We start from the raw sequence: 20,202 nt of genomic DNA, 5'->3' as shown, positions 1-20,202 counted from the left end.
TGAGTAAGCCCAGTTGTCCCCATACCGGGGATGGCTGGGCTTTTTGCTTGGACGTCGTTTGTTTTCTAATGGACAAAAAAGACGCTCAGACCGCATATTGTACGAATTCTGCATTCTAATGGTCATCTCGTTCGGAGGAAACGAGCGGAAGCGTCAGGGTGAACATGCAGCCCGGTCCCTGCCCGTCTGCCAAGCGCTTCCCGCGCCTGACGGACAAGCTGCCGCCGTGCATGTCGGCAATTTCCTTGGCGATGGACAGGCCGAGGCCGCTGCCGGGGATGCCGCTGTTGCGGGATTTATCGATGCGGTAAAACGAATGGAACACGTAAGGCAGGTCCTCCTCCGGAATGCCGCTGCCGAAGTCGATTACGTGAAAGGCGACAGCCCCGTTCGTCAGCTCGTATTCGAAGGTGATTGGGCTGCCCTGATCCGAATATTTAAGCGCGTTATCGATCAGATTATCGATCACGCGGCCGATGAGATGGGCATCGCCATAAATCAGGCGGCGAGCTGGGGCAGCTGAGCGGCCTAAGCCGTGTGACAGCCCGATGGAGCTGCTGCCGGCAGGCCGGACCGCTGTCTCACCATCGTACAGCGCCACGCCATTGGATAAGGTTCCGCTGAAGCCAAAATCCCCGTCATCCGCCGTAGTCTCGCCACCGAAAAGCGCCCTCTCAACAACGCCCTTTCTTCTGCTTATGCCTTCGCCATCACCTTCGCGCCGACCGGCCTTGAACGGCCTGCGCTCCAGCTTCATGAAGGCGTCCCATTTCCGGGCCGATTCGGCAAAGAAGGCATCGGCGTCGATAAGACTGAACGCCGCTCCCAGCTGCCTCGTTTCCAGCAGGCTCAGCTCACTCAGGTTACGGACGAACTGATTGATCGTTTGGATATCCTCATAGATCCTTCGCAAATACCGGCCGGTCTCCGCCGCGGGAATCGTGCCGTCGTTGATCGCCTCGATATATCCGCGAATAAGTGTGATCGGTGTTTTCAGGTCGTGGGAGATGTTCATGAACAGCTCCTTGCGCCAGCGCTCCAGACGAAGCAGTTCCTCGACCCGCCGCTCCAGCTCGTTGTTCATGTCGCGAAGCTCCTCCGTCCGGAGCTCCACCTTCTGCTCCAGCCGCTGATTCAGCCCGCTCTGCTCCTCCATCAGCTCGCGGATTCGGAGCGACATCCGGTTGAACGCATGCAGCAGCCGGTTGAATTCAAGCGTTCGCGTATCATGCAGCGGAGCGGCGGCGAATTGGCCTTCGCCCATTTCCGCGAAGGCGACTGCCAGCATTTTGACCGGCCGGGAAACCTTCGAACGCAAATAAAAAGCCAGCAAAATGCTTAAACAGACCGAAAGCAATCCGAGCATAGACAGCTGCAGAACAAGCTTTTTCTTCGTTTGCTCCGAAAGCGCCTCGCTTGCCGAGTGGATCGGCTCCAGCAGCTTGCCCTCGGGGATTATATAGCCGAGAATCCAGTCGGTCGTCGGGATGGATCGGCTGAAGACGACCTTTTGTTCAGCGCCCAGCTTCATTCTCCTGTAGCTGTTCAAGGTGTCGTCACTGAACAGCTCGGCCAGGTCCAGCTGTGAAAGCTGCTTGTCCCCGTGCTGCTGGGCTGCAATCACTTCCCGGTCCCGGTCCAGCAGCAGGGCGAAGCCGTTCTCATCCCCGAACCGGGTATCGAGCACATTGTTCACGAACCGGTCGATGGTAACGTCGGCGGCCACAACCCCGCGCAGCACTCGGCGTTCGTCATAGACGGGGGCGGTAGCCGTGAACATCCAGCCGCGCGGCGTAATGTCCAGATACGGCTTCGTCCATGCCACCCGGTTATGCTTCGGCCTGACGCTCAGCGCATCGGTATAAAAGCTGTAAGAGGTAAGCGGCAGAATCGGCTTTGGCGTCTCCTGCGCTCCGGGGCCTGTATACTCCGGATAGTAAAAAGAGCCGGACTTTGGGTGGATGTAGTAGATCGAGACAACATTCGGCTTCCGCGCCGCTTCGGATTGGAACAGCGGGAACAGCTCCTTGCTGAGCGCCAAATCGTAGGCTTGCTCGGCCGTAGGCGTCTTCGTTCGATTGGTTGTGCGGATGGAGATGACACCTTTGCCGTCGCCGTTCTTCTCCGTAAAGCGCTGCATCTTCGCGTCGTAGACGAAGGTTAGAGGGACGGCGTCCCGGGACTCCTCTCGGGCAAAAATTGATTCGGCCATCGCTTTGGCAAGCAGAACGGCATCTTCGACGAGGCGCAGCTCGGTATCGATGGCACGAACTTGCTCCTGCAGGTTGGCTTCGTACATGCTGATGAAATTTTTTTCGGTGAAGGCGGTGTTAAGCTCGTTAAAATGCTCCAGCTGCGTGTTCACCGTCTGACCCGCGACCGCGGACAGCAAAAGAAGCGGGATCAAGGAGACGGCCAGCATGGCGGCAAGCATTTGAATGGCGAAGGTTCGCGGCCGGACGAGCGCTTTCAGCCTATTGAACGGGGTCATCGAATTTATAGCCGATTCCCCTGATCGTAACGATCCGCGTCGGCGAGGAAGGATTGGGTTCGATTTTTTTGCGGAGATTCCCGATATGTACTTGAAGCGTCTTCGTGTCGAGGCTGCTGTCATAACCCCAAATGTGGCTGAGCAGACGTTCAGCCGTCATTACCTGGCGGGCGTTCTGCATCAAATAGGCGAGCAGCTGAAACTCCTTCGCCGACAGCTCGATCCGCTTGCCATCCGCGTAGGCTTCATGGGCATCGATCCGCAGGCGCAAATGTCTGGACGAGAGGACCGAAGATGGCTGCTCCTCCGCCTGCTTGTTCCCGGCGATCCGGCTGCGGCGAAGCTGCGCCTTGATACGGGCAACGAGCTCGACCGGGCTGAACGGCTTGCTTACATAGTCGTCGGCCCCGACGCTGAGTCCTACGACTTTATCGATTTCGGTATCCTTGCAGGTGAGGAAGACGATCGGCACATCCGTCTTTTGCCGCAGCCTTGCGCACAGCTCGTACCCTTCCATGTCGGGCAGCAGCACATCCAGCACAATCAGTGACGGCTGCTCGTTCTCGGTCAGCTCGATCGCCTGCCTGCCGCTGGTCGCGGTCACATGGCGAAAGCCGTCCTTGCCTAGATACATCCCGATGAGCTCGCCGATTCTGATCTCGTCATCCACCGTCAAAATAAGTTCTCCCGGCACCCGCATCCACCTCTTTCCGCGTCGTTCGCTTTGGCTATTATTCTTTTACTTTTACTATAAACGCGGAAGTCAGATTTGCGCAATGTTTATGTGAGGTAATATGACATAAGCCAGGTGAACTGTGTGACGACAACTGGATTTCATCCATTTAATTTTAGAGATCTGCCTCGTTCCACTGAAATAAATGGATTTTGTGTATCTAAATCCGGGTAAAACCGCAAATAGGAAGGAGTCATTCGAATTAAATACATCGAATCCAGCTATTTCCGCCAACTTCACGTTTCTCAACGATTTATATACATCGAATCCAGTTATTTTTCCGAGCGCTATCTTCACGCAATAAAAAAAGACCAGCGCCGAAGCGCCGGTCCTTACTTAAGGATAAGAATTTATAAGTTTCACATCCGTAAATTGATTTTCGCGAAACGTGTGCTGAGCCTCCAAAGGACGACGTCAGCCGTTTACGCTTGATCAGTTATTGATATAACGCTCGAAAATCGAGCCGAAATCCTTGATCCGATACTGCTTATGCGAGTTCACGAGCCAGTTGAAAGCGGATTTGTTCAGGCCGTCGAACTGGTCGACCACGTTGAAGTCGCCTTTGTGAATCTGCTGGAGCGTGCTGGACGCCATGTCGAGACTGCGCCGCGCGTATTCAAGGGTGATCTCGTTCTCGCGGGTAATTTCGGAGATTTTGATCAGCGCCTTGTACAGGTCCTTTACTTCTTCGATATGCTTCTTGTTGATGTCGATGGAGAGGGCGACAGGGCCGATGGTAAACTTGATTTCTACGTCCAGGTCGACGGTGCCCGCCGTTTCCAAAGCTACCTGGGAGATCGGATTCGCGCTGTAGGTGTAACGTCTTAAGGTCCGTTTTTTGCTCATTGCGCTGGTGCCGTCAAGATGAATGAGTGCCAGGTTCGTGAAGCAATATTCGTCGGTTTTCGATTTGATCAGAAAATAAATTTTCTCATTGTCTTCGTGCATAACGTAATCGTCTGAATCAACCTTGCTGTAATCCGCCGGCTTGATTACCGAGCCGATGTCGCTGAGCCCGAGCGCGTCGGCAGCCAATTTTCCGAACATCGTACCATTCCTTTCAAAATCGGATAAAAAATCAATACCTACTCATTATATATTGGAATTTCATTCTTATGATAGGCCGTTAGATGGATAAAAAACGGAAAATTTAGCAAACTGAGGTCATACATCCGTCCGAAGAAGCGCTTACGGCGGGACAGAATGGAGTGTGCAATCAGGTGAGCGGAACAAACGAAGGCGCAACAACGCTGCGCAGAGGGCTTAAAGCCAGACATATGACGATGATTTCGCTCGGCGGCTCAATCGGCACGGGGCTTTTTCTTGCGAGCGGTGGTGCGATTCACTCGGCGGGTCCCGGCGGGGCGCTGCTGGCTTATGCTCTGATCGGGGTGATGGTGTATTTTCTGATGACGAGTTTGGGGGAGATGGCTACGTACATGCCGGTGTCCGGCACGTTCAGCACGTATGCCGCCCGCTTTGTCGATCCGTCGCTCGGCTTCGCGCTGGGCTGGAACTACTGGTACAATTGGGCGATCACGATAGCCGCCGAGCTGTCGGCTGCCACGCTGATCATGAAGTTCTGGTTCCCGAACAGCCCGTCGATCCTGTGGAGCGGCGTGTTTCTGCTGCTAATGCTGGGTCTTAACCTGCTGTCCGTGAAGGGCTTCGGGGAATCGGAATATTGGTTCGCCATGATCAAAATTGTAACGGTCATCGTCTTCATCGCCCTGGGCCTGCTGATGGTATTCGGCATTTGGAACGGGGAAGCGACCGGCTTTCGCAATCTGACGGACAATCCGTTTCCGGCGGGCTTTCTGGCGACGCTCGGCGTGTTTATGGCGGCCGGCTTCTCGTTCCAGGGAACGGAGCTGATCGGGGTGGCGGCGGGTGAAAGCGAGAATCCCCGAGACAGCATTCCCCGCGCGATCCGGTCGATTTTTTGGCGGATTCTGTTATTCTACATCCTGGCGATTCTGCTCATCGGCCTGCTCATCCCGCATACGAACGAGCAAATCGCGAGCAGCGATATTTCGACGAGTCCGTTTACGATCGTTTTCGAAAAAGCGGGCCTCGCCGTCGCGGCTTCCGTCATGAATGCCGTCATTCTGACCTCGGTGCTGTCGGCCGGCAACTCGGGCATGTACGCCTCGACCCGGATGCTGTGGGTACTCGCGAGGGAGGGGAAGGCGCCGCGTTTTCTCGCCCGGCTGAACGAACGCGGCATTCCCGTCGCTTCGCTGCTGGTGACGGCCGCGCTTGGGCTGTTCGCCTTCCTGGCCTCCTTCTTCGGCGACGGCGTCGTCTATGTCTGGCTGCTTAACGCATCAGGCATGTCGGGTTTCATCGTCTGGCTGGGCATCGCGGTCAGCCATTACCGTTTCCGGCGGGCGTTCGCCGCGCAGGGACACAGCCTCGACGAGCTGCCCTACCGGGCGAAGTGGTTCCCGTTCGGCCCGCTGCTCGCCATGCTGCTCTGCCTGATCGTTATCGGCGGGCAGTTCATCGGCGCGCTCGACGACGGCCGGATCGACTGGGCGTATATCGTCGCGTCTTACGTCGGCATCCCGCTGTTTTTGGTGTTCTACCTCGGACACAAATGGAAGCGCCGGACGCGGATGCTTACGCTGGCCGAGTGCCGGCTGGAAACGGAGGGGATGGGGGAGACACGGGAGACGAGGACGTAGGCGCAGCAAGTCCGCCCGCTGGTGTGATTCGCAGATTCAGACTAACTGGGGGTTGATAATGGCGGTTTGCTGCTCTGGCGGGCGGGTAAACGGGATAGCTGGTGAGTGGGGAGAGAGTGACTGTTTGACGGACTGAATGGACTGCTTGATCTGCTGTTTGAAGGACTGAATGGACTGCTTGGGCTGCTGTTTGGCTAACTGAAATAACCTAAGTAACCGAGGTAACTGATTAACTGGATTAAGTACATTTAAAATCGGGTTTTCCCCCAGCTCGAGAATAATAAATGTATTTCATGTATAAAAAATGAAGAAATCACTCTATGTGAGCAAAAAAGTCCGATTTAGATACGTGGAATCCAGTTATTTTCTGAAATTAGTACGATGGACTAAAAATAAAGGCATTAAATCCAGTTGTGCTGCGTGAAAGTTAACGTTCCAGATAAGTTGGTGACACAAAAAAAGGCACCAGCTCCTGCGCACTGCGGCGGCGAGGTGGCTGGAGCTTTTAAGAGGCGGCGCTGAAAATGCAGCAGCTTGCGTTTTTTGACGCAAGCTGCTGCTGTTCGTTCCAATTAGTCCAAAACGGCGGAAATATGGGCTTTCGTTACGGACCAATGCGAAGCGGTCCATACTTTTGCTTTTTTGTCGATGTAGATGATTTGCGGCGATTCATGCTTTACGGCCGTATCTTCGGCGATTTGGTTGGAAACGGGACGGGACTCGATCACTTTAACAAGAGCATATTCTACATCTTCACGCGGCGCTCCATCCAGATAGTTGTTGAACTCCTGGAGTGCATTTGCGCTGACCGGGCAGGTGGTGCTGTGCTTGAATATAACAAGCGGACGATCCGTCGAGTTGTCAAACAGGGTATTCCATTCGTCGGCTGACGTAATTTCTTTGTAGGACATAGGTTAACGCTCCTTTTGGACTGCGTAGCAGTTAATAGTAAGTAACTATGTCCATTATAGCGCTTTTGTCCGGGTAAAGTCATCCCGGGAGGAGACGGGTATCTGTTGCAGTGCTATCCGGCGGAGCGTAAGGCGTGCGGATAGCGGAAGCGGTGCTATCCGGTGGAGCGTAAGGCATGCCAATAACGGAAGCGGTGCTATCCGGCGGAGCGTAAGGCGTGCCAATAACGGAAGCGGTGCTATCCGGCGAAGCCCAGTGGCATGCGAGTAACTGTATTTTACGCTGTTAATTTACTGGGATTCACGGAGGAGTCTGAAATAGCTGGACTAGTTGTATATAAATTGGCACTAATCCAGGAAACATCGATGCTCAGGAGTTTTAGATACACATTTTCCAGTTAATTTGCCTCCACCTCCCAAAAACCCGAAAATAGATACACAAAATCCAGTTATCGCGTGTGGCACCAACTAGAAGGAAACGGTAAATGGAGGTGCGTTGCGCGTAAGAAACAAACTCCATAACCATTTCCGTACCAGCCACCGCCGGAAGCACTCAGCACTCAAGTAACTCAAAAATAAACTCAAAAATAACTCAAAACATCTTTGGCAAGCTCGTAGCGCACAACACGTGTTCCAGTTTTACCGTAGGCAGGGATGAGCCACTTTTTCTCGCTGAGTTTCTTGAGCTTGGCAACCGCTGTCCGGTGGTCATACTTAAAATAGTCCGAAACATCCTTAGGCCTGATTGGTCGTGTCAGGCTGATAGCGAGCCGGATCATTTCCTTTTCCCACGGAAACGTGTCTGAAGACGGCATGCGTTCGGGAGCGTAATGGCTAAGCAACATCCGAAGCAGACTGATGCATAGCTCGGGTCGCTGCTCGACATCGTCGTACGCAAAGGATATGACGTGCCAGCCCATCGCCCGCAGAAAGGTTTCGCGATTCAGCTCGTTGCAGTATTTTTGCCGGTCCATGTCACGAACATGCGCAGCGTAACCCTTGATTTCGATTATTAGTTTTAAGGGCCCCCGCAACCAAGCGAAATCTGCGAAATATGACCTGCCGCGCCAGTCCAATACTTCATACTCGGGATGAAGATGTTCAAAATGTCCGTGAAGCTCCCACCAGATGTTTTTTAGAAACAGCTGTTCCGCATGTAAATGTCCTCTTTCCAGACGTCCCCGACGCTCACCGGACCTTCGGTCCAGATGACCTTTCATAAATAAGGCATGTGCTTTCTCGAAACTCATATATCCGTCCTCCTCTAAAATAAGCGAACGCAAAAACGTCCCGTTTCCACTCGTTTGAGTGTTAACGGGACGTTCTTCGTCTCTAATAGTAGAGTATAGAATTTGATGCTGAAAGGCAAGGGGAAAGTAGGGAGGTGATGCGAAGATTGGCCCGTATTTAAGGGAGCGTTATTGAAAAATCTGTGTGTAGCAAGGCTGCATAGCTGATCGAGCGTAATGAGTACCTGTATTTTATGCTGTTAATTTTGGAGTAAAGTGGAGCAGGCAATAAATACCTGGATTCATTGTATATAAATTTAAGTTTTTCTAAGGAAAACGGCTATAGAAGAAGAAATAGATACAGGGAATCCAGTTAAAAAGTAAAAATCGTCGAGAAGGGGGAAATTAGCTGTAAGAAATCCAGTTATGATCATGGTCGAAGGCCTTATCAAAGGCCATATCGAAGGCCTTATTGAAGGCCATATCGAAGGCCTTATTGAAGGCCTTATCGAAGGCCTTCAAGGACAGACGAACCGTTGCATAACCCAACCCAAAGTGCTATGATGGTTTCAGTCGAAATGACCGAATTGGTTTTTTGGTCAGTTTCATGGAGGTGACGGAATGGCGGTGGATCGGAGGCAGCAGGTCGTGGATGCGGCGGCGAAGTCGTTTGCGCTGTTTGGCTATAAGGCGACGACGATGGATCAGGTGGCGAAGATCGCGAATGTCGGCAAAGGCACGATTTATACTTTTTTTACGAATAAAGAAGAGCTGTTCCACGAAATCATGAAGCGGCTGCTCACGGAAATGAAGCAGGTGGCGGAGCGGGTTATCAGCCCGGACAGAGGTTTTTTCGATAATTTGAATGCGGCGCTTGAGGAACTGCTGGATTTTCGGGAGGAGCATGAGCTGGCGCTGAAGCTGTCGCAGGAGGTGCGCGAGATCGGCACGCCGATGGCGCAGGAAGGGCTGAACCAGATCGAGAGGGCTGTCGTCGGATACATCAGGCAGCAGGTGCAGTCGGCCATCGGTAAAGGGGAGATCAAGCCATGCGATCCGGAGCTGACCGCGTTCGTCATGCTGAGACTGTACATGGCGCTGACGGTCGATTGGAAAAAAACGCACGAGCCGCTCAGCAAACAGCAAGTCGCCGCGCATTTGAGATTTTATATGAAGGAAGGTTTGGCTCCAGAATAGGCTGGATGCCTTTTTTTACACGATAAAATGACCGAATGACGAAAATAGTCAATAAGAACAAAAATAGGAGAGTGGGCGTTTTGAAGTTCAGAGGGTTCAAGCAGTTTGGCGAGGAATTGTCCGGCATTGCGCGGAACAAAAAACTCCTCGTGTCCGTCACGGGCGTATTGATGATTCCGGTCATGTATTCTTCGATGTTTTTGGGGGCGTTTTGGGACCCGTACGGACATCTGGACAACATGCCGGTCGCGATCGTCAACGCCGACGAAGGGTATGAAGCAAACGGCAAAACGATGCATATCGGAGACGATTTTGCGGAAGAGCTAAAAGAAAACGAAGCCTTCGACTGGCATTTCGTCAGCAAGCAGGAAGCGGAGGCCGGGATCGCCGACCATAGCTATTATATGGCGCTCGAAATTCCGGCCGATTTTTCGGAAAAAACCGCCTCCCTCTCCTCGGACGAGCCGAATCCGGCGCAGCTGACGTACCTCGCGAACGAGAGCTACAACTACCTCGCTTCGCAGATCGGAAGCAAAGCGGTCGACACGATGAAAGCCGAGCTGAACAAGGAAGTGACGTCGGCGTACGCGCGAACCGTGTTCGAGCGGATGGAGGAGCTGGCCGGCGGAATCGGCCAAGCAAGCGACGGGGCGGGCGAAATCGCCGACGGCACCGCGAAGGCGCAGGACGGTGCGGCGCTCGTCGAGCAAAATCTCGCCAAGCTCGCAAGCGGATCGCTGGCGCTGCAGGAAGGTGCGGCGAAGCTGAGCGAAGGCGGCGCGGAGCTGGCAGGGGGAAGCGCCGGACTGACGGACGGCGCGTCCTCGCTCGCAAGCGGCCTGGCGCAGCTGCAGGCCGCGCAGCGGGAGCTGGCCGCCGGAGCCGCGGGGCTCGCGGACGGCGCGGGAGCTGCCGGGACCGGAGCCGCGGAGCTGGCGGACGGGCTCGGGCGGCTGTCCGGAGCTGGCGGCGAGCTGGCGGCGGGCGCGGAGGATGCGCAGCGAAGCGGGGCGCAGCTCGCGAGCGGGCTGGCTGCGGCGGCTGCGGGCGAAGAGCAGCTGGCCGGGAATGCGGCTGAGCTGGCGAATAGCCTGGCGAAGCTGGCGCAGGCGCAGCCGGAGCTGGCGGGCAGCGACAGCTTCGCAGCTGCGCTGAAGGCGAGCAGGGAGCTGGCGGCGGGGCTGGAGCAATCCGCGGACGGCCAGGCGAAGCTTAGCGCGGGAGCGAAGCAGCTGCAAGGCGGCCTCGGCAAGCTGTCCGAAGGCTCTGGTGCCTTCGATGCGAAGCTGCAGACTGCCGCTGCGGGAGCAAAGGAGCTCCAGGCAGGAAGCGAGCAATTGGCGGCGGGTGCAGCGAAGCTGGACAGCGGTCTGGAGCAGTTTGGCGGCAAACTGGCTGAAGCCGGTGCGGGAGCGTCGAAGCTGGCGGAAGGGGCGCAGCAGCTGAATAGCGGCGCCGTTACGCTATCTTCCGGTCTCGAAAGGCTCGAGGCGAACACGGCTGCTTTTGCGGACGGGTCGGCACAGCTTGAAGATGGCGCGCAGCAGGTCGCGACCGGTCTGCTGAAGCTGGAGGACGGTACGAAGGAGCTGTCCGGCAAGCTGGGCGAAGCGTCCGAGCAAACGTCCGATTTGAAGCTGACGGATACGATGGTCGACATGTTCGCCGATCCGGTCAAGCTCGACGTCGAGAAGGTGAGCGAAGTGACCAACTACGGTACGGGGCTTGCCCCTTACTTCCTGTCGCTCGGGCTTTATGTCGGAGCGATGCTGCTGACGATTGTTTACTCCGTTAAGGAACCGGCGGTTCGTCCGGCGAGCGGCTGGAGCTGGTTTTGGAGCAAAGCGCTGACGCTGGCGCTGATCGGGACGGTCCAAGCGCTGATTGCCGACGCGGCGCTCATCTATGTGCTGAAGCTTGAGGTGCAGAGCATGGGGTTGTTCCTGGCTTTTAGCGTGCTGACCAGCATTACGTTCATGATGATCATTCAGTTTTTGGCGGCGTCGATGGGCAACCCGGGCCGGTTCATTGCAGTCATCGTGCTGATCCTCCAGCTGACAGGCTCCGCAGGCACGTTCCCGCTGGAGCTGGTTCCGGGCTGGATGCAGCGGATCTCGCCGTTCCTGCCGATGACTTACTCGGTGGCGGGGCTTAGAGACATTATTTCCAGCGGCGACTTCAGCTCCCTGGGCGGCTATGCTCTTACGCTGGCAGGGATCGCGCTTCTATTCGGCATCTTGTCCTATGTTTATTTTACAATGTCGCATCGGAAGAGCCGGGCAGAGCCGGCCGCGGCGGCATTGACTTGATCCGTCATAATGAGTTTCGCCATTGAATTTGTGCATCGTCATTGCGTACGCCGCCTGCTGGCGGCATTATCCGATACAATGCAAAGCCGGCCTTTTGGCCGGCTTTTTAGCGATGTTAACTATTTTCGGAGTTAATAAAAAAATGCTCATAAATAAGCCAAGGACGCTTTTTTCCCGCTTAGGGGCATGGTCATCACGTTAGCGTGACGATATGGTCTGCCGTTCGAATGGCCAGTGCAACTGTAGTCAACGTCGGATTTCCGGACCCGATGAATGGCAGAACACTGTTGTCGGCCACATACAGCCCGGAAATGCCGTGAACTTGACCATACGGATCCGTAACCGAGGTCGAAGGGTCATTCCCCATACGGCACGTACCCGAAGTGTGATGCAAATCTCCGGTAGGCACAAGGCAGGCTTCACCAAAGATGATATCCGTGGCGGAAGAAATCTGATTAACTGTTCCCAGCATCTTTTGAATTTCAGCTTGTTCTTCATCACTGAAAGAAAAGACTACTTCTATTTCCGGTACTCCGTATTCATCTATCCGGTTAGGGTTGAGACTGACCCCGTTTTCATACCGCGGGGCAATCATACCAAAACATAGAAGAAGAATCTCAAGATCCTCCAGGAACGGTTTTTCCTCGGCAGACGGATACCAATCAAAACCGCTCGGTCCTATCAGCCGGATCTGATAAGGCTTTTCTGGTGTTGCTGTAATCAATATAGCGAGAGTTCCAGGAATGTCCGTGAAATCTCTACGGCTCACTTTTCCGGGAGCCAGCATAAAAACCTGATTTGTCATATAATGTCCGATCGCTTCTCCCTCAATACCGGAATGCAGCAGCAAACGCGGAGTTTCATACGTACTCGCCGACAATACGACTGTTTTGGCTTTCAGAGTATAAGAACTCTTATCCGGAGACATCACCTTAACGCCGGTTGCTCTTCCCTGATCGACCAGCACTTGAACGGCGCGGGCGTTTATCGCCAAATCGAAAGGTCTGAGAAATGAAGCTTTAGCAAGGAGAGAAAAAGAACTAAAAAAAACATCCGAGTGTACGACTCCGAACTTTGTTGGCTGAAGATCAGCAGCTATCGGCATATATCTCGATTCGGGAAAACCGCCTTGCTGCAGTCGGTTGAGCAAATTTTCCGTTAACGAAGAATCTTTGGCATATTCTTGGGTGACATTCATGATCCGTTCAGCCATGGCGTAATAAGTTTCCATTTCATCAATCGGGACCGGCCACTCCGGAATCAGAGACAAATCCAAACGGGAAGAAACTAAATCCCAGAATACGGTTCTTCCCCCTAGGCAAATCACTTCTCTCGCCCCTATAAACTCAGGGAAGGAGCCTTGCAATGGATCTGATATATACCGGTAATATTGTTCCAGACGTGTGCGATTCATCATTGGAAGGTTACGGCCGTGCGTCGGCATTACAATGCTTCCTCTTTCAATAATACCAATCCGCTTACCGCTGTTCCGCCACTGTTCGCACAATCTCCAGAGCATGGTTCCTCCTCCGGCACCTGTACCTACAATCAGAACATCGTATTCCTCTTCCGCCATCGTTTCCAATGGAGTCAGTGGAATCCAGTTATCGATATATTCCGATGATTGCGGACAAGTCGGAGGAGTAGCGGCTTGCCTCATGTCCGACTCGGACAAGAAAGGAAGATTTACCAGTTTACCGGCGATGTTCTGATCAAGGTGTTCGATGGATGGATTAAGTGTCATGAGATGATCTATTGATACATGGTTTTGATCCGCGATGCTGCGAAGTGTATCGTTGTTGCGAGCAACCCATACTCTCAGTGCCATGAACCTTTTCCACCCCTTTGCATCTGCAGTCTACAACATTTAGTTTATGTAAGGGGTGCTCCGAATTAGTCCGGCAATACTTATGTGAAAGCGGATGGTATTGTGTAACGAGGTTTTTAGCACTCCGCGATTATGCAACATTTTGCAGCTTGTACGCGTAACAGATTGTGGAATCCGGGCCTCGTGGTCGGGTTGCCAAAATGCCGTACCAGGGAGGTATTCGCTTGATCTACCGCAAAAATATCACCATCATGCTTCTCACCGTCATGGCATTTGTGCTTCTGGCGTTGGGCGCGATTACGATCTTCAGAGGGGGCGCGAAATTTTTAGGCCCCTTTCAAAGCTTCAGCGTCAAAATCATCAATCAGTCCAAGCACGATATCGTCTCCATCGAAACCGGAATCATTGAAAGCGCATCGGCAGCGGGCATTGTGGAAGGCGACTCGAAGGACCGGTCCTCGAAAACCGTCAAAAGCGGAGAGGAAGTACGGATCAAGCCCAAGCTGAGCTTGAGCGGGGAGGGCGCCGTTTATTTGAAATTTTCGAACTCCGGCGGGGAAGAATATATCAAAACCGTATGCTCGTACACCGAGTCTTTGTCGGGCTTTTCCGAAGTGACGGTCCGCGATGACGGCATCACGGTCGAAGAAGATTGCAGGTGATCCGACCCACTCAAATCGCATAAAAAATAGCCAAAATAAAACGTCTTCTCTTATTGTCAGCGATGCTCTATGATTAGTGAGGAACTTTATTCGTTATAGACTGGCAAAATGGAGCGTAGAGCATGAACAACAGGTGGGTGTATTACGGCGGATTGGTATTTATCGCTGCCGTATGGGGAGCGAATTTCGGCATTTCGCGGCTGGCGATGGAGTCGTTTAACCCGATCGTTTTTGCAGTATTGCGTTTTGGACTTGCGGTACCGTTCTTTTTTCTGATTCTGAAGCTGACCGAGGGCAGCGTCGGCATCCCGTGGCGGGTTGTGCCGAAGCTGGCGCTAATCGGACTTGTCGGCATCACGCTCCTTGAAATTACGGTCATGTATTCGATCAAATACACGACGCTGGCGAACGCTTCGCTTCTGAACGTGGCGCCTTGGCCGATTTTTGCGGCGCTCTTCGCTCCTTTGTTCTTGAAGGAAACGATCACCCTGCGGCTTGTCGTGGGCGGGGGGATCTCGATGGCCGGCGTCTGTCTCGTCATTCTCGGCGGAGGCGAAGGCTTCAACCTCTCCTCCGAAAATATGCTCGGCAACGCGATGGCGTTCGCCGTCAGCATTATCGGGCCGCTGTTCAACCTGAGCTCGATGTCGCTCATGAGGCAGTATTCGGCGCTGCGGGTCAGCACCTGGACGATCGCGTTCGGATCGTTGTTCATGCTTCCGCTGACGATCGGCGGGTGGGGGGAAACGGACTGGGCGTCGCTTGGCGCCGTTCACTACCTGTCGATCGGCTACAACGTTCTCCTTTGCACCGTCGCGGCCTTCGTGATGTGGAACGCATGCATGTACAAAGTGGGCGCGACCAGATCGAACTTTTTCCGCTACGCGGTGCCTGCTGCGGCCGTTATCGCCGGTTATATCATGTTCGACGAGCGTATCGCGCTGCTCCAAATGTGCGGTGCAGGCTGCATGGCCGCCGGCCTCATCTGGATCACTATCGAGCGGAAGCGTCCGGCGGAAGCGGAAGTGGACAGCCTTGCTGGCGCTGACATTTTGGCTGGTCCGGATCTCCAGACTAGCAGTCTGGCGAGTGTAGAACGCTTGGCTAAGGCAGAGTAACCAAACCGCACACCACACCGCCCCGGGCTTAACGCCTTGGGCGTTTTTTGCTTTAGCGGCTGTGGGTTTTGCAATAACGAAAATGACTATCGCTAATCCCCGCTAACACCATCGAATTCCCCGAATAGCGCTAAAAACGATCGTTCATCCGCCATACTCCCACCTGCCACCACCTATCGAGCGCCTAGAGCTGCGATGAACGCTAGAAACTTTCGCTAATCCCCACCACCACTACCGAACTGAGTCAATTAGCACTAAAAATTATCGTTACTCCACTCATCACTCCGCCGCATTAGCTTCCTCAGCATCGCCGCCCACCATCACCCAGCTCATCCCAGCATAAGAGCAACAGCATCACTAGGCGACCAAGCTGCTCCTGACCTCCCGCCGCCATGTAACCGCTCCCACCAGAATAATCTGAAAATTTTTTTCATGCCAAATGAAAGCATTTGCAGTTTCCGCGAAAAACCCAGCACCCACGGCGGGTTCAGCGTTTTCATAAACTTTTAAGGACAACCCCCGAAATCGGCCGTTTGGGCGACTGCCTGCCTTGACGTGAATTTTTATGACATGTTACGGTATTAGCAACGTTAATCACATTTCCCCCTCTCGAAAGGAGACGAAAGAATGATTAAAGCGATAGTTTTTGATTTTGACGGCACGATTATTGACACGGAGACGGCTTGGTACAACGCCTTCCGCGACGCATACAGCGAGCATGGCGTAGAGCTTACGATTGAGCAGTACTCCGGCTGCATCGGCACAAGCCTCCACACCTTCAACCCTTATGAATATCTGATCACGGAGCTCAAGCTTCCGATCGACCGGCAGGAATTTCGCACAGCGGTAAGAGCCCGGCACGCGGAGCTGATGGAGAGGGAGCAGGTGCGGGAAGGCATTCTGACTTATCTCGAATTCGCCAAAGCCGCCGGCTTGAAGATCGGGCTCGCAACCAGCTCGGAGCGGGCGTGGATCGACAAATATTTGAACAAGCTGGGCCTCGGCCACTACTTTGAAGTAATCCGCACAGCGGACGACGTCGCGAAAGTGAAGCCTGATCCGGAGCTATACTTGCAGGTGATTGAAGCGCTCGGCGTAAGCGCGGACGAAGCGATTGCGATCGAGGATTCCCCGAATGGAGCAAGGGCCGCCGCGGCAGCCGGCATGAGCTGCATCATCGTCCCTAACACGCTGACAAAAATGCTGACGTTCGACGAGTCCCATCTCTTTTACCACTCGGATTCCCTGGAAAGCATCGACTTTGAGCATGTAGCGGCGGGCAAGCTGCTCAGTATCTCGCGTTAAACCAATAAGCAGGCGGTTGTCCCCGTCTGCTCTGACAAATCTGCAACAATTAAATTCAGAATATTCAAACAATTAAACGCGAACGACACCATCCCTATTTTTCAGAAAAAAATAAAGGAGGTTCGGACGATGAAGGCTGTACATTTTGGCGCAGGCAATATCGGAAGAGGTTTCATCGGTCTTCTTCTGTCGAATGCGGGTTACGAGGTGACGTTCGTAGCAAGGAACGAGAAGAAGGTACAGCTGCTCCAGCAGCAAAAGCAATATGCGGTTACTTTGGCGAACGAGGCGCGCGACACGGAAATCGTCGGCAATGTGACTGCGATCAGCGGCAAGAACAAGGAGGCCGTATCGCAGGCGATTGCGGAAGCGGATCTCGTCACGACCGCGGTCGGCGTATCGGCCCTGAAGCATATCGCGGGAGCGATCGCGGCCGGCATCGAGAGGCGACTGCTGCTCGGCAGCGACAGGCCGCTGCATATTATCGCCTGCGAGAACGCGATTGGGGGCAGCACGCAGCTGAAGCAGCGGGTGTATAAGCATCTTGCACCGGATTTACAAGAGAGAGCGGAGCGCTGCATCGCCTTTCCGAACGCGGCGGTCGACCGGATCGTCCCGGTACAGAACCATGAGGACTTTCTCCGGGTGACGGTGGAGCCGTATTACGAGTGGGTGATCGACCGGTCGGCCATGCTGGAAGGCCATCAGCCGATCGAAGGCGTGAAATATGTGGATGATTTGCAGCCTTATATTGAACGCAAGCTTTTTACCGTGAATACCGGCCATGCCGTCGCGGCTTATCACGGATACCTGGAGGGGTACGATACGATTCAGGACGTGATGGGCGATTCAAGGATCAAGGCGGAGGTGCAGGGCGTGCTTCGGGAGACGGGGCATTTGCTCACGGCCAAGTTCGGTCTGGATGAGAAAAAACACGAGAAATACATTGCGAAAATGCTGCATCGTTTCACCAATCCCCGATTAACCGACGAAGTCGTGCGAGTGGGGCGCTCACCGCTCCGCAAGCTGTCCTTGAACGACCGGCTTGTCCGTCCCGCCTTGCAGGCGCACCGGCTGGGCATGGGCATCCCGCATCTCACCTCGGCGATTGCCGCCGCTCTCATGTTCGATTATCCGAAGGACGAGGAGGCCGTCTTCCTCCAGGACGCCATCCGGCGCCAAGGCATTCACGAGGTTATCACCGACCACATGGGCATTCCCCACAAGCATGCGATTCACCAGCAAATCGTCGACAGCTACGGCTCGCTTAAGGAGAACTACTCGGCTGTATTGAAATAGGCAAGACGCAGCCTATATAAGGAAGCGAAGGAAACGCATGCAGCTGCGGATCCCTTCGCTTCCTTTTTTTGGGTTCATTTGCATTTGAACTCACTGAATATAGGTCTAAATAACCAAATGTAACCAGCATTTTCAATGTAATAAGATCTATAGGACCATATACAAAGAAAGCGTTTACATGTATAATTTTTGTTAAGAAGACCAAACCGGAAGGCGTGGTTTAAATGCCAAAGAATCAGAAGAGCAGTTTATCAATAGGGCTTTTGGTTGGGACGTCGCTAAGTATCCCTTTGTGGATCTCTTTCATAGGATGGATCAAGTTCATTGAAACCTTTTTATTCTAAGGAGCCTTTAGGCTCCTTTTTTATTTGTGGTATGCCGATTCTATTAAAAGGGCTTATCCACCCGGAAAAATGAACAGACGAATCTATCATTTTCAAATACACTATATCATCCCACCATATAGGAGATGATAGAATGAAAAGTTCAATCAACAGAGTCGTAAAGAGCAGAACGATGAGGAGGAATTTGAGCGCGCAGCTCAAAAAAGAAGTGAACATCAAGACTACGCCTACCGGTCTTGTCAGAAGCACAGGTGTTCTCAAAAAAAATCCGAACACAAATTTTGCCCACACCGAAGTCATGAATCGGGGAGCTTCTCCGATCACTGCAAACGTAATGGTTTTTGATTGGGATACCAATACACCGGTAAGAATCGGCAACAACACCGTTACAGTTCCGGCGAATGCTCTTAGATTCTTCAATACAAGTCTCGTGGGTGTCAATGATCACTACGAAGTCATTGTCACTCTTTCTTCTACCACGAATGTAATTGTCAACCATTTCGGATTATCCGGCAACACCCCGCAAGAAGGCAATGTTGTTTTGGATCGTGACTTTGTTACCATTACACTATAAGCATTTAAAAAAGCGTCCATCATTGGGCGCTTTTTATTATCCTCATGTACAGCTTTTCCCCCTTCGAACGTCACTCTTACTCACACTGATTGAAACCTAACATGACAATGGACTAGATGACATAAAATTTGCATTTTTAGACGAAAAAATTCTTCCCAATTGGATTTGAAACAGGTAGAATCAAAAAAGCGACTTACCCGCGAGGTCGAATTTTCGATGAGAAGGACGGAACCGGAAAATGATTCTTAACGCAGTAGAAGAAACGTTGAACCCGTATCAAATCGCCCAGCAGCAAATCGATGCGGCGGCAGCACTCCTGAATTTGCCTGAGCATGTTACCAAAATCCTGAAACAACCGAAGCGAGTGCTTTCGGTCAGCTTCCCCGTGCGCATGGACGACGGCTCCATTCGCGTGTTCGAGGGCTACCGCTCGCAGCACAACGATGCGATCGGCCCGACGAAGGGCGGCATCCGCTTCCATCCGGAAGTGACGCTCGACGAGGTGAAGGCGCTGTCGATGTGGATGAGCTTCAAATGCGGCGTAGTCGGCCTGCCTTACGGCGGCGGCAAAGGCGGCGTTATTTGTGATCCGCGCGAGCACAGCAAAGGGGAGATCGAGCGCATCAGCCGGGCTTTCATGGAGGCGATCGCCGATTTTGTAGGTCCGGACAAGGATATTCCGGCGCCGGACGTATATACCACGCCGCAAATTATGGGCTGGATGATGGATACATACAGCAGGCTGAAGGGCGCGAATTCGCCTGGCGTCATTACGGGCAAGCCGCTTATTATCGGCGGCTCCAAAGGGCGCAACGAAGCGACCGCGCAGGGCTGCGTTTATACGATTTTGGCGGCGCTGAAGGACCGCGGACTGTCGGTGCAAAACGCGACCGCAGCCATTCAGGGCTTCGGCAATGCTGGCCGCATCGCGGCTCGTCTGCTGAGCGAAGCAGGCTGTAAGATTGTGGCGGTCAGCGATTCGAAGGGCGGCATTTACAACCCGAACGGATTGGATATTGAGCTCGTATCCAGCTTGAAGGACAGCTCGTCCATTCGCGAATATAGAGATGCACAGGTCATTTCGAACGAAACGCTGCTTGAGCTGGACGTGGACATTCTGGTGCCGGCGGCGCTTGAAAATGTCATTACGGCTGCCAATGCGGACCGCATCAAGGCGAGAATCGTGGCCGAAGCGGCCAACGGACCGACGACGCCGGAAGCCGACCGCGTACTGGCGGGCAAAGGCATTACGGTCATTCCGGACGTGCTGGCCAATGCCGGCGGCGTGACGGTGTCTTATTTTGAATGGGTGCAAAACCTGATGAACTACTACTGGAGCGAGGCGGAAGTGCTCGAGAAGCTGGAGACGAACATGATTCTCTCCTACGTGGCGGTCCGCGACCTGGCGAAGGAGCACGGCACCGATCTGCGCACGGCGGCTTACATGATCTCGATCAAGCGTATCGCGGCTGCTATGGAAGCGAGAGGCTGGATTTAGTCGACTGACATAGTTTG

At 53.6% G+C, this 20,202-nt stretch carries 15 protein-coding genes; 9 read left to right on the top strand and 6 right to left on the bottom strand.

Going from position 1 to position 20,202, the window contains the following annotated elements:
* Positions 1-115 precede the first annotated feature (115 nt).
* The 3 genes from KP806_RS15950 to KP806_RS15940 form a co-directional block, all read right to left on the bottom strand.
* Entirely contained in the window at positions 116-2,491 is a 2,376-nt protein-coding gene (locus tag KP806_RS15950) for a sensor histidine kinase (protein WP_224724701.1), read from the bottom strand.
* Positions 2,475-3,185: a winged helix-turn-helix domain-containing protein gene (locus tag KP806_RS15945; RefSeq protein ID WP_224724700.1), complete on the bottom strand. Its 711-nt coding sequence runs from the start codon at positions 3,183-3,185 to the stop codon at positions 2,475-2,477. The genes KP806_RS15950 and KP806_RS15945 overlap by 17 nt, the downstream gene beginning before the upstream one ends.
* A 471-nt stretch (positions 3,186-3,656) precedes the next feature.
* Positions 3,657-4,271, bottom strand: a complete 615-nt coding sequence (locus KP806_RS15940; protein WP_224724699.1) for a PH domain-containing protein — start codon at positions 4,269-4,271, stop codon at positions 3,657-3,659.
* Positions 4,272-4,501: 230 nt separating this feature from the next.
* Between KP806_RS15940 and KP806_RS15935 the strand changes: the two genes are divergently transcribed.
* On the top strand, positions 4,502-5,911 hold the full coding sequence (locus tag KP806_RS15935) for an amino acid permease (protein WP_224724773.1): 1,410 nt from the start codon (positions 4,502-4,504) through the stop codon (positions 5,909-5,911).
* A 572-nt stretch (positions 5,912-6,483) separates the two neighbouring features.
* Here KP806_RS15935 and ytxJ read toward each other — a convergent pair.
* Positions 6,484-6,822, bottom strand: a complete 339-nt coding sequence (ytxJ, locus tag KP806_RS15930; protein ID WP_224724698.1) for a bacillithiol system redox-active protein YtxJ — start codon at positions 6,820-6,822, stop codon at positions 6,484-6,486.
* A 581-nt stretch (positions 6,823-7,403) separates the two neighbouring features.
* Positions 7,404-8,072: a DUF559 domain-containing protein gene (locus KP806_RS15925; RefSeq protein WP_224724697.1), complete on the bottom strand. Its 669-nt coding sequence runs from the start codon at positions 8,070-8,072 to the stop codon at positions 7,404-7,406.
* Positions 8,073-8,672: 600 nt separating this feature from the next.
* On the opposite strand from KP806_RS15925, the gene KP806_RS15920 reads away from it, so the two are divergent.
* A complete protein-coding gene (locus tag KP806_RS15920; protein WP_224724696.1) occupies positions 8,673-9,248 on the top strand; it encodes a TetR/AcrR family transcriptional regulator in 576 nt (191 codons plus the stop codon).
* 80 nt (positions 9,249-9,328) lie between these two features.
* Positions 9,329-11,557: a YhgE/Pip domain-containing protein gene (locus KP806_RS15915; protein WP_224724695.1), complete on the top strand. Its 2,229-nt coding sequence runs from the start codon at positions 9,329-9,331 to the stop codon at positions 11,555-11,557.
* Positions 11,558-11,750: 193 nt separating this feature from the next.
* Here KP806_RS15915 and KP806_RS15910 read toward each other — a convergent pair whose 3' ends face one another.
* Positions 11,751-13,385, bottom strand: a complete 1,635-nt coding sequence (locus tag KP806_RS15910; RefSeq protein ID WP_224724694.1) for a GMC oxidoreductase — start codon at positions 13,383-13,385, stop codon at positions 11,751-11,753.
* A 224-nt stretch (positions 13,386-13,609) separates the two neighbouring features.
* Here KP806_RS15910 and KP806_RS15905 point away from each other — a divergent pair, with 224 nt between their 5' ends.
* The 6 genes from KP806_RS15905 (at position 13,610) to KP806_RS15880 (ending at position 20,185) form a co-directional block, all read left to right on the top strand.
* The gene (locus KP806_RS15905; RefSeq protein WP_224724693.1) at positions 13,610-14,047 is read left to right on the top strand and encodes a hypothetical protein; all 438 of its coding nucleotides are present in this window, start codon (positions 13,610-13,612) and stop codon (positions 14,045-14,047) included.
* 122 nt (positions 14,048-14,169) lie between these two features.
* Positions 14,170-15,165, top strand: a complete 996-nt coding sequence (locus KP806_RS15900; protein ID WP_224724692.1) for a DMT family transporter — start codon at positions 14,170-14,172, stop codon at positions 15,163-15,165.
* A gap of 627 nt (positions 15,166-15,792) precedes the next feature.
* A complete protein-coding gene (locus KP806_RS15895) occupies positions 15,793-16,470 on the top strand; it encodes an HAD family hydrolase (RefSeq protein ID WP_224724691.1) in 678 nt (225 codons plus the stop codon).
* Positions 16,471-16,599: 129 nt separating this feature from the next.
* Positions 16,600-17,769, top strand: a complete 1,170-nt coding sequence (locus KP806_RS15890) for a mannitol-1-phosphate 5-dehydrogenase (protein ID WP_224724690.1) — start codon at positions 16,600-16,602, stop codon at positions 17,767-17,769.
* Positions 17,770-18,246: 477 nt separating this feature from the next.
* A complete protein-coding gene (locus KP806_RS15885) occupies positions 18,247-18,687 on the top strand; it encodes a hypothetical protein (RefSeq protein ID WP_224724689.1) in 441 nt (146 codons plus the stop codon).
* A 238-nt stretch (positions 18,688-18,925) separates the two neighbouring features.
* Positions 18,926-20,185 (top strand): Glu/Leu/Phe/Val family dehydrogenase, encoded by a 1,260-nt coding sequence (locus KP806_RS15880; RefSeq protein WP_224724688.1) that lies wholly within the window; start codon positions 18,926-18,928, stop codon positions 20,183-20,185.
* The last annotated feature ends 17 nt before the right edge of the window (positions 20,186-20,202 follow it).

Source organism: Paenibacillus vietnamensis (assembly GCF_020169515.1).
GTDB lineage: Bacteria > Bacillota > Bacilli > Paenibacillales > Paenibacillaceae > Pristimantibacillus > Pristimantibacillus vietnamensis.
This window is presented reverse-complemented; position numbering and strand designations above follow the sequence as displayed.

Coding starts and splice junctions, on each gene's coding strand:
- KP806_RS15880 (WP_224724688.1), top strand. CDS start 18,926: ATGATTCTTAACGCAGTAGAAGAAACGTTGAACCCGTATCAAATCGCC.
- KP806_RS15900 (WP_224724692.1), top strand. CDS start 14,170: ATGAACAACAGGTGGGTGTATTACGGCGGATTGGTATTTATCGCTGCC.
- KP806_RS15890 (WP_224724690.1), top strand. CDS start 16,600: ATGAAGGCTGTACATTTTGGCGCAGGCAATATCGGAAGAGGTTTCATC.
- KP806_RS15940 (WP_224724699.1), bottom strand. CDS start 4,271: ATGTTCGGAAAATTGGCTGCCGACGCGCTCGGGCTCAGCGACATCGGC.
- KP806_RS15910 (WP_224724694.1), bottom strand. CDS start 13,385: ATGGCACTGAGAGTATGGGTTGCTCGCAACAACGATACACTTCGCAGC.
- KP806_RS15895 (WP_224724691.1), top strand. CDS start 15,793: ATGATTAAAGCGATAGTTTTTGATTTTGACGGCACGATTATTGACACG.
- KP806_RS15935 (WP_224724773.1), top strand. CDS start 4,502: ATGACGATGATTTCGCTCGGCGGCTCAATCGGCACGGGGCTTTTTCTT.
- KP806_RS15885 (WP_224724689.1), top strand. CDS start 18,247: ATGAAAAGTTCAATCAACAGAGTCGTAAAGAGCAGAACGATGAGGAGG.
- KP806_RS15925 (WP_224724697.1), bottom strand. CDS start 8,072: ATGAGTTTCGAGAAAGCACATGCCTTATTTATGAAAGGTCATCTGGAC.
- KP806_RS15920 (WP_224724696.1), top strand. CDS start 8,673: ATGGCGGTGGATCGGAGGCAGCAGGTCGTGGATGCGGCGGCGAAGTCG.
- KP806_RS15950 (WP_224724701.1), bottom strand. CDS start 2,491: ATGACCCCGTTCAATAGGCTGAAAGCGCTCGTCCGGCCGCGAACCTTC.
- ytxJ (WP_224724698.1), bottom strand. CDS start 6,822: ATGTCCTACAAAGAAATTACGTCAGCCGACGAATGGAATACCCTGTTT.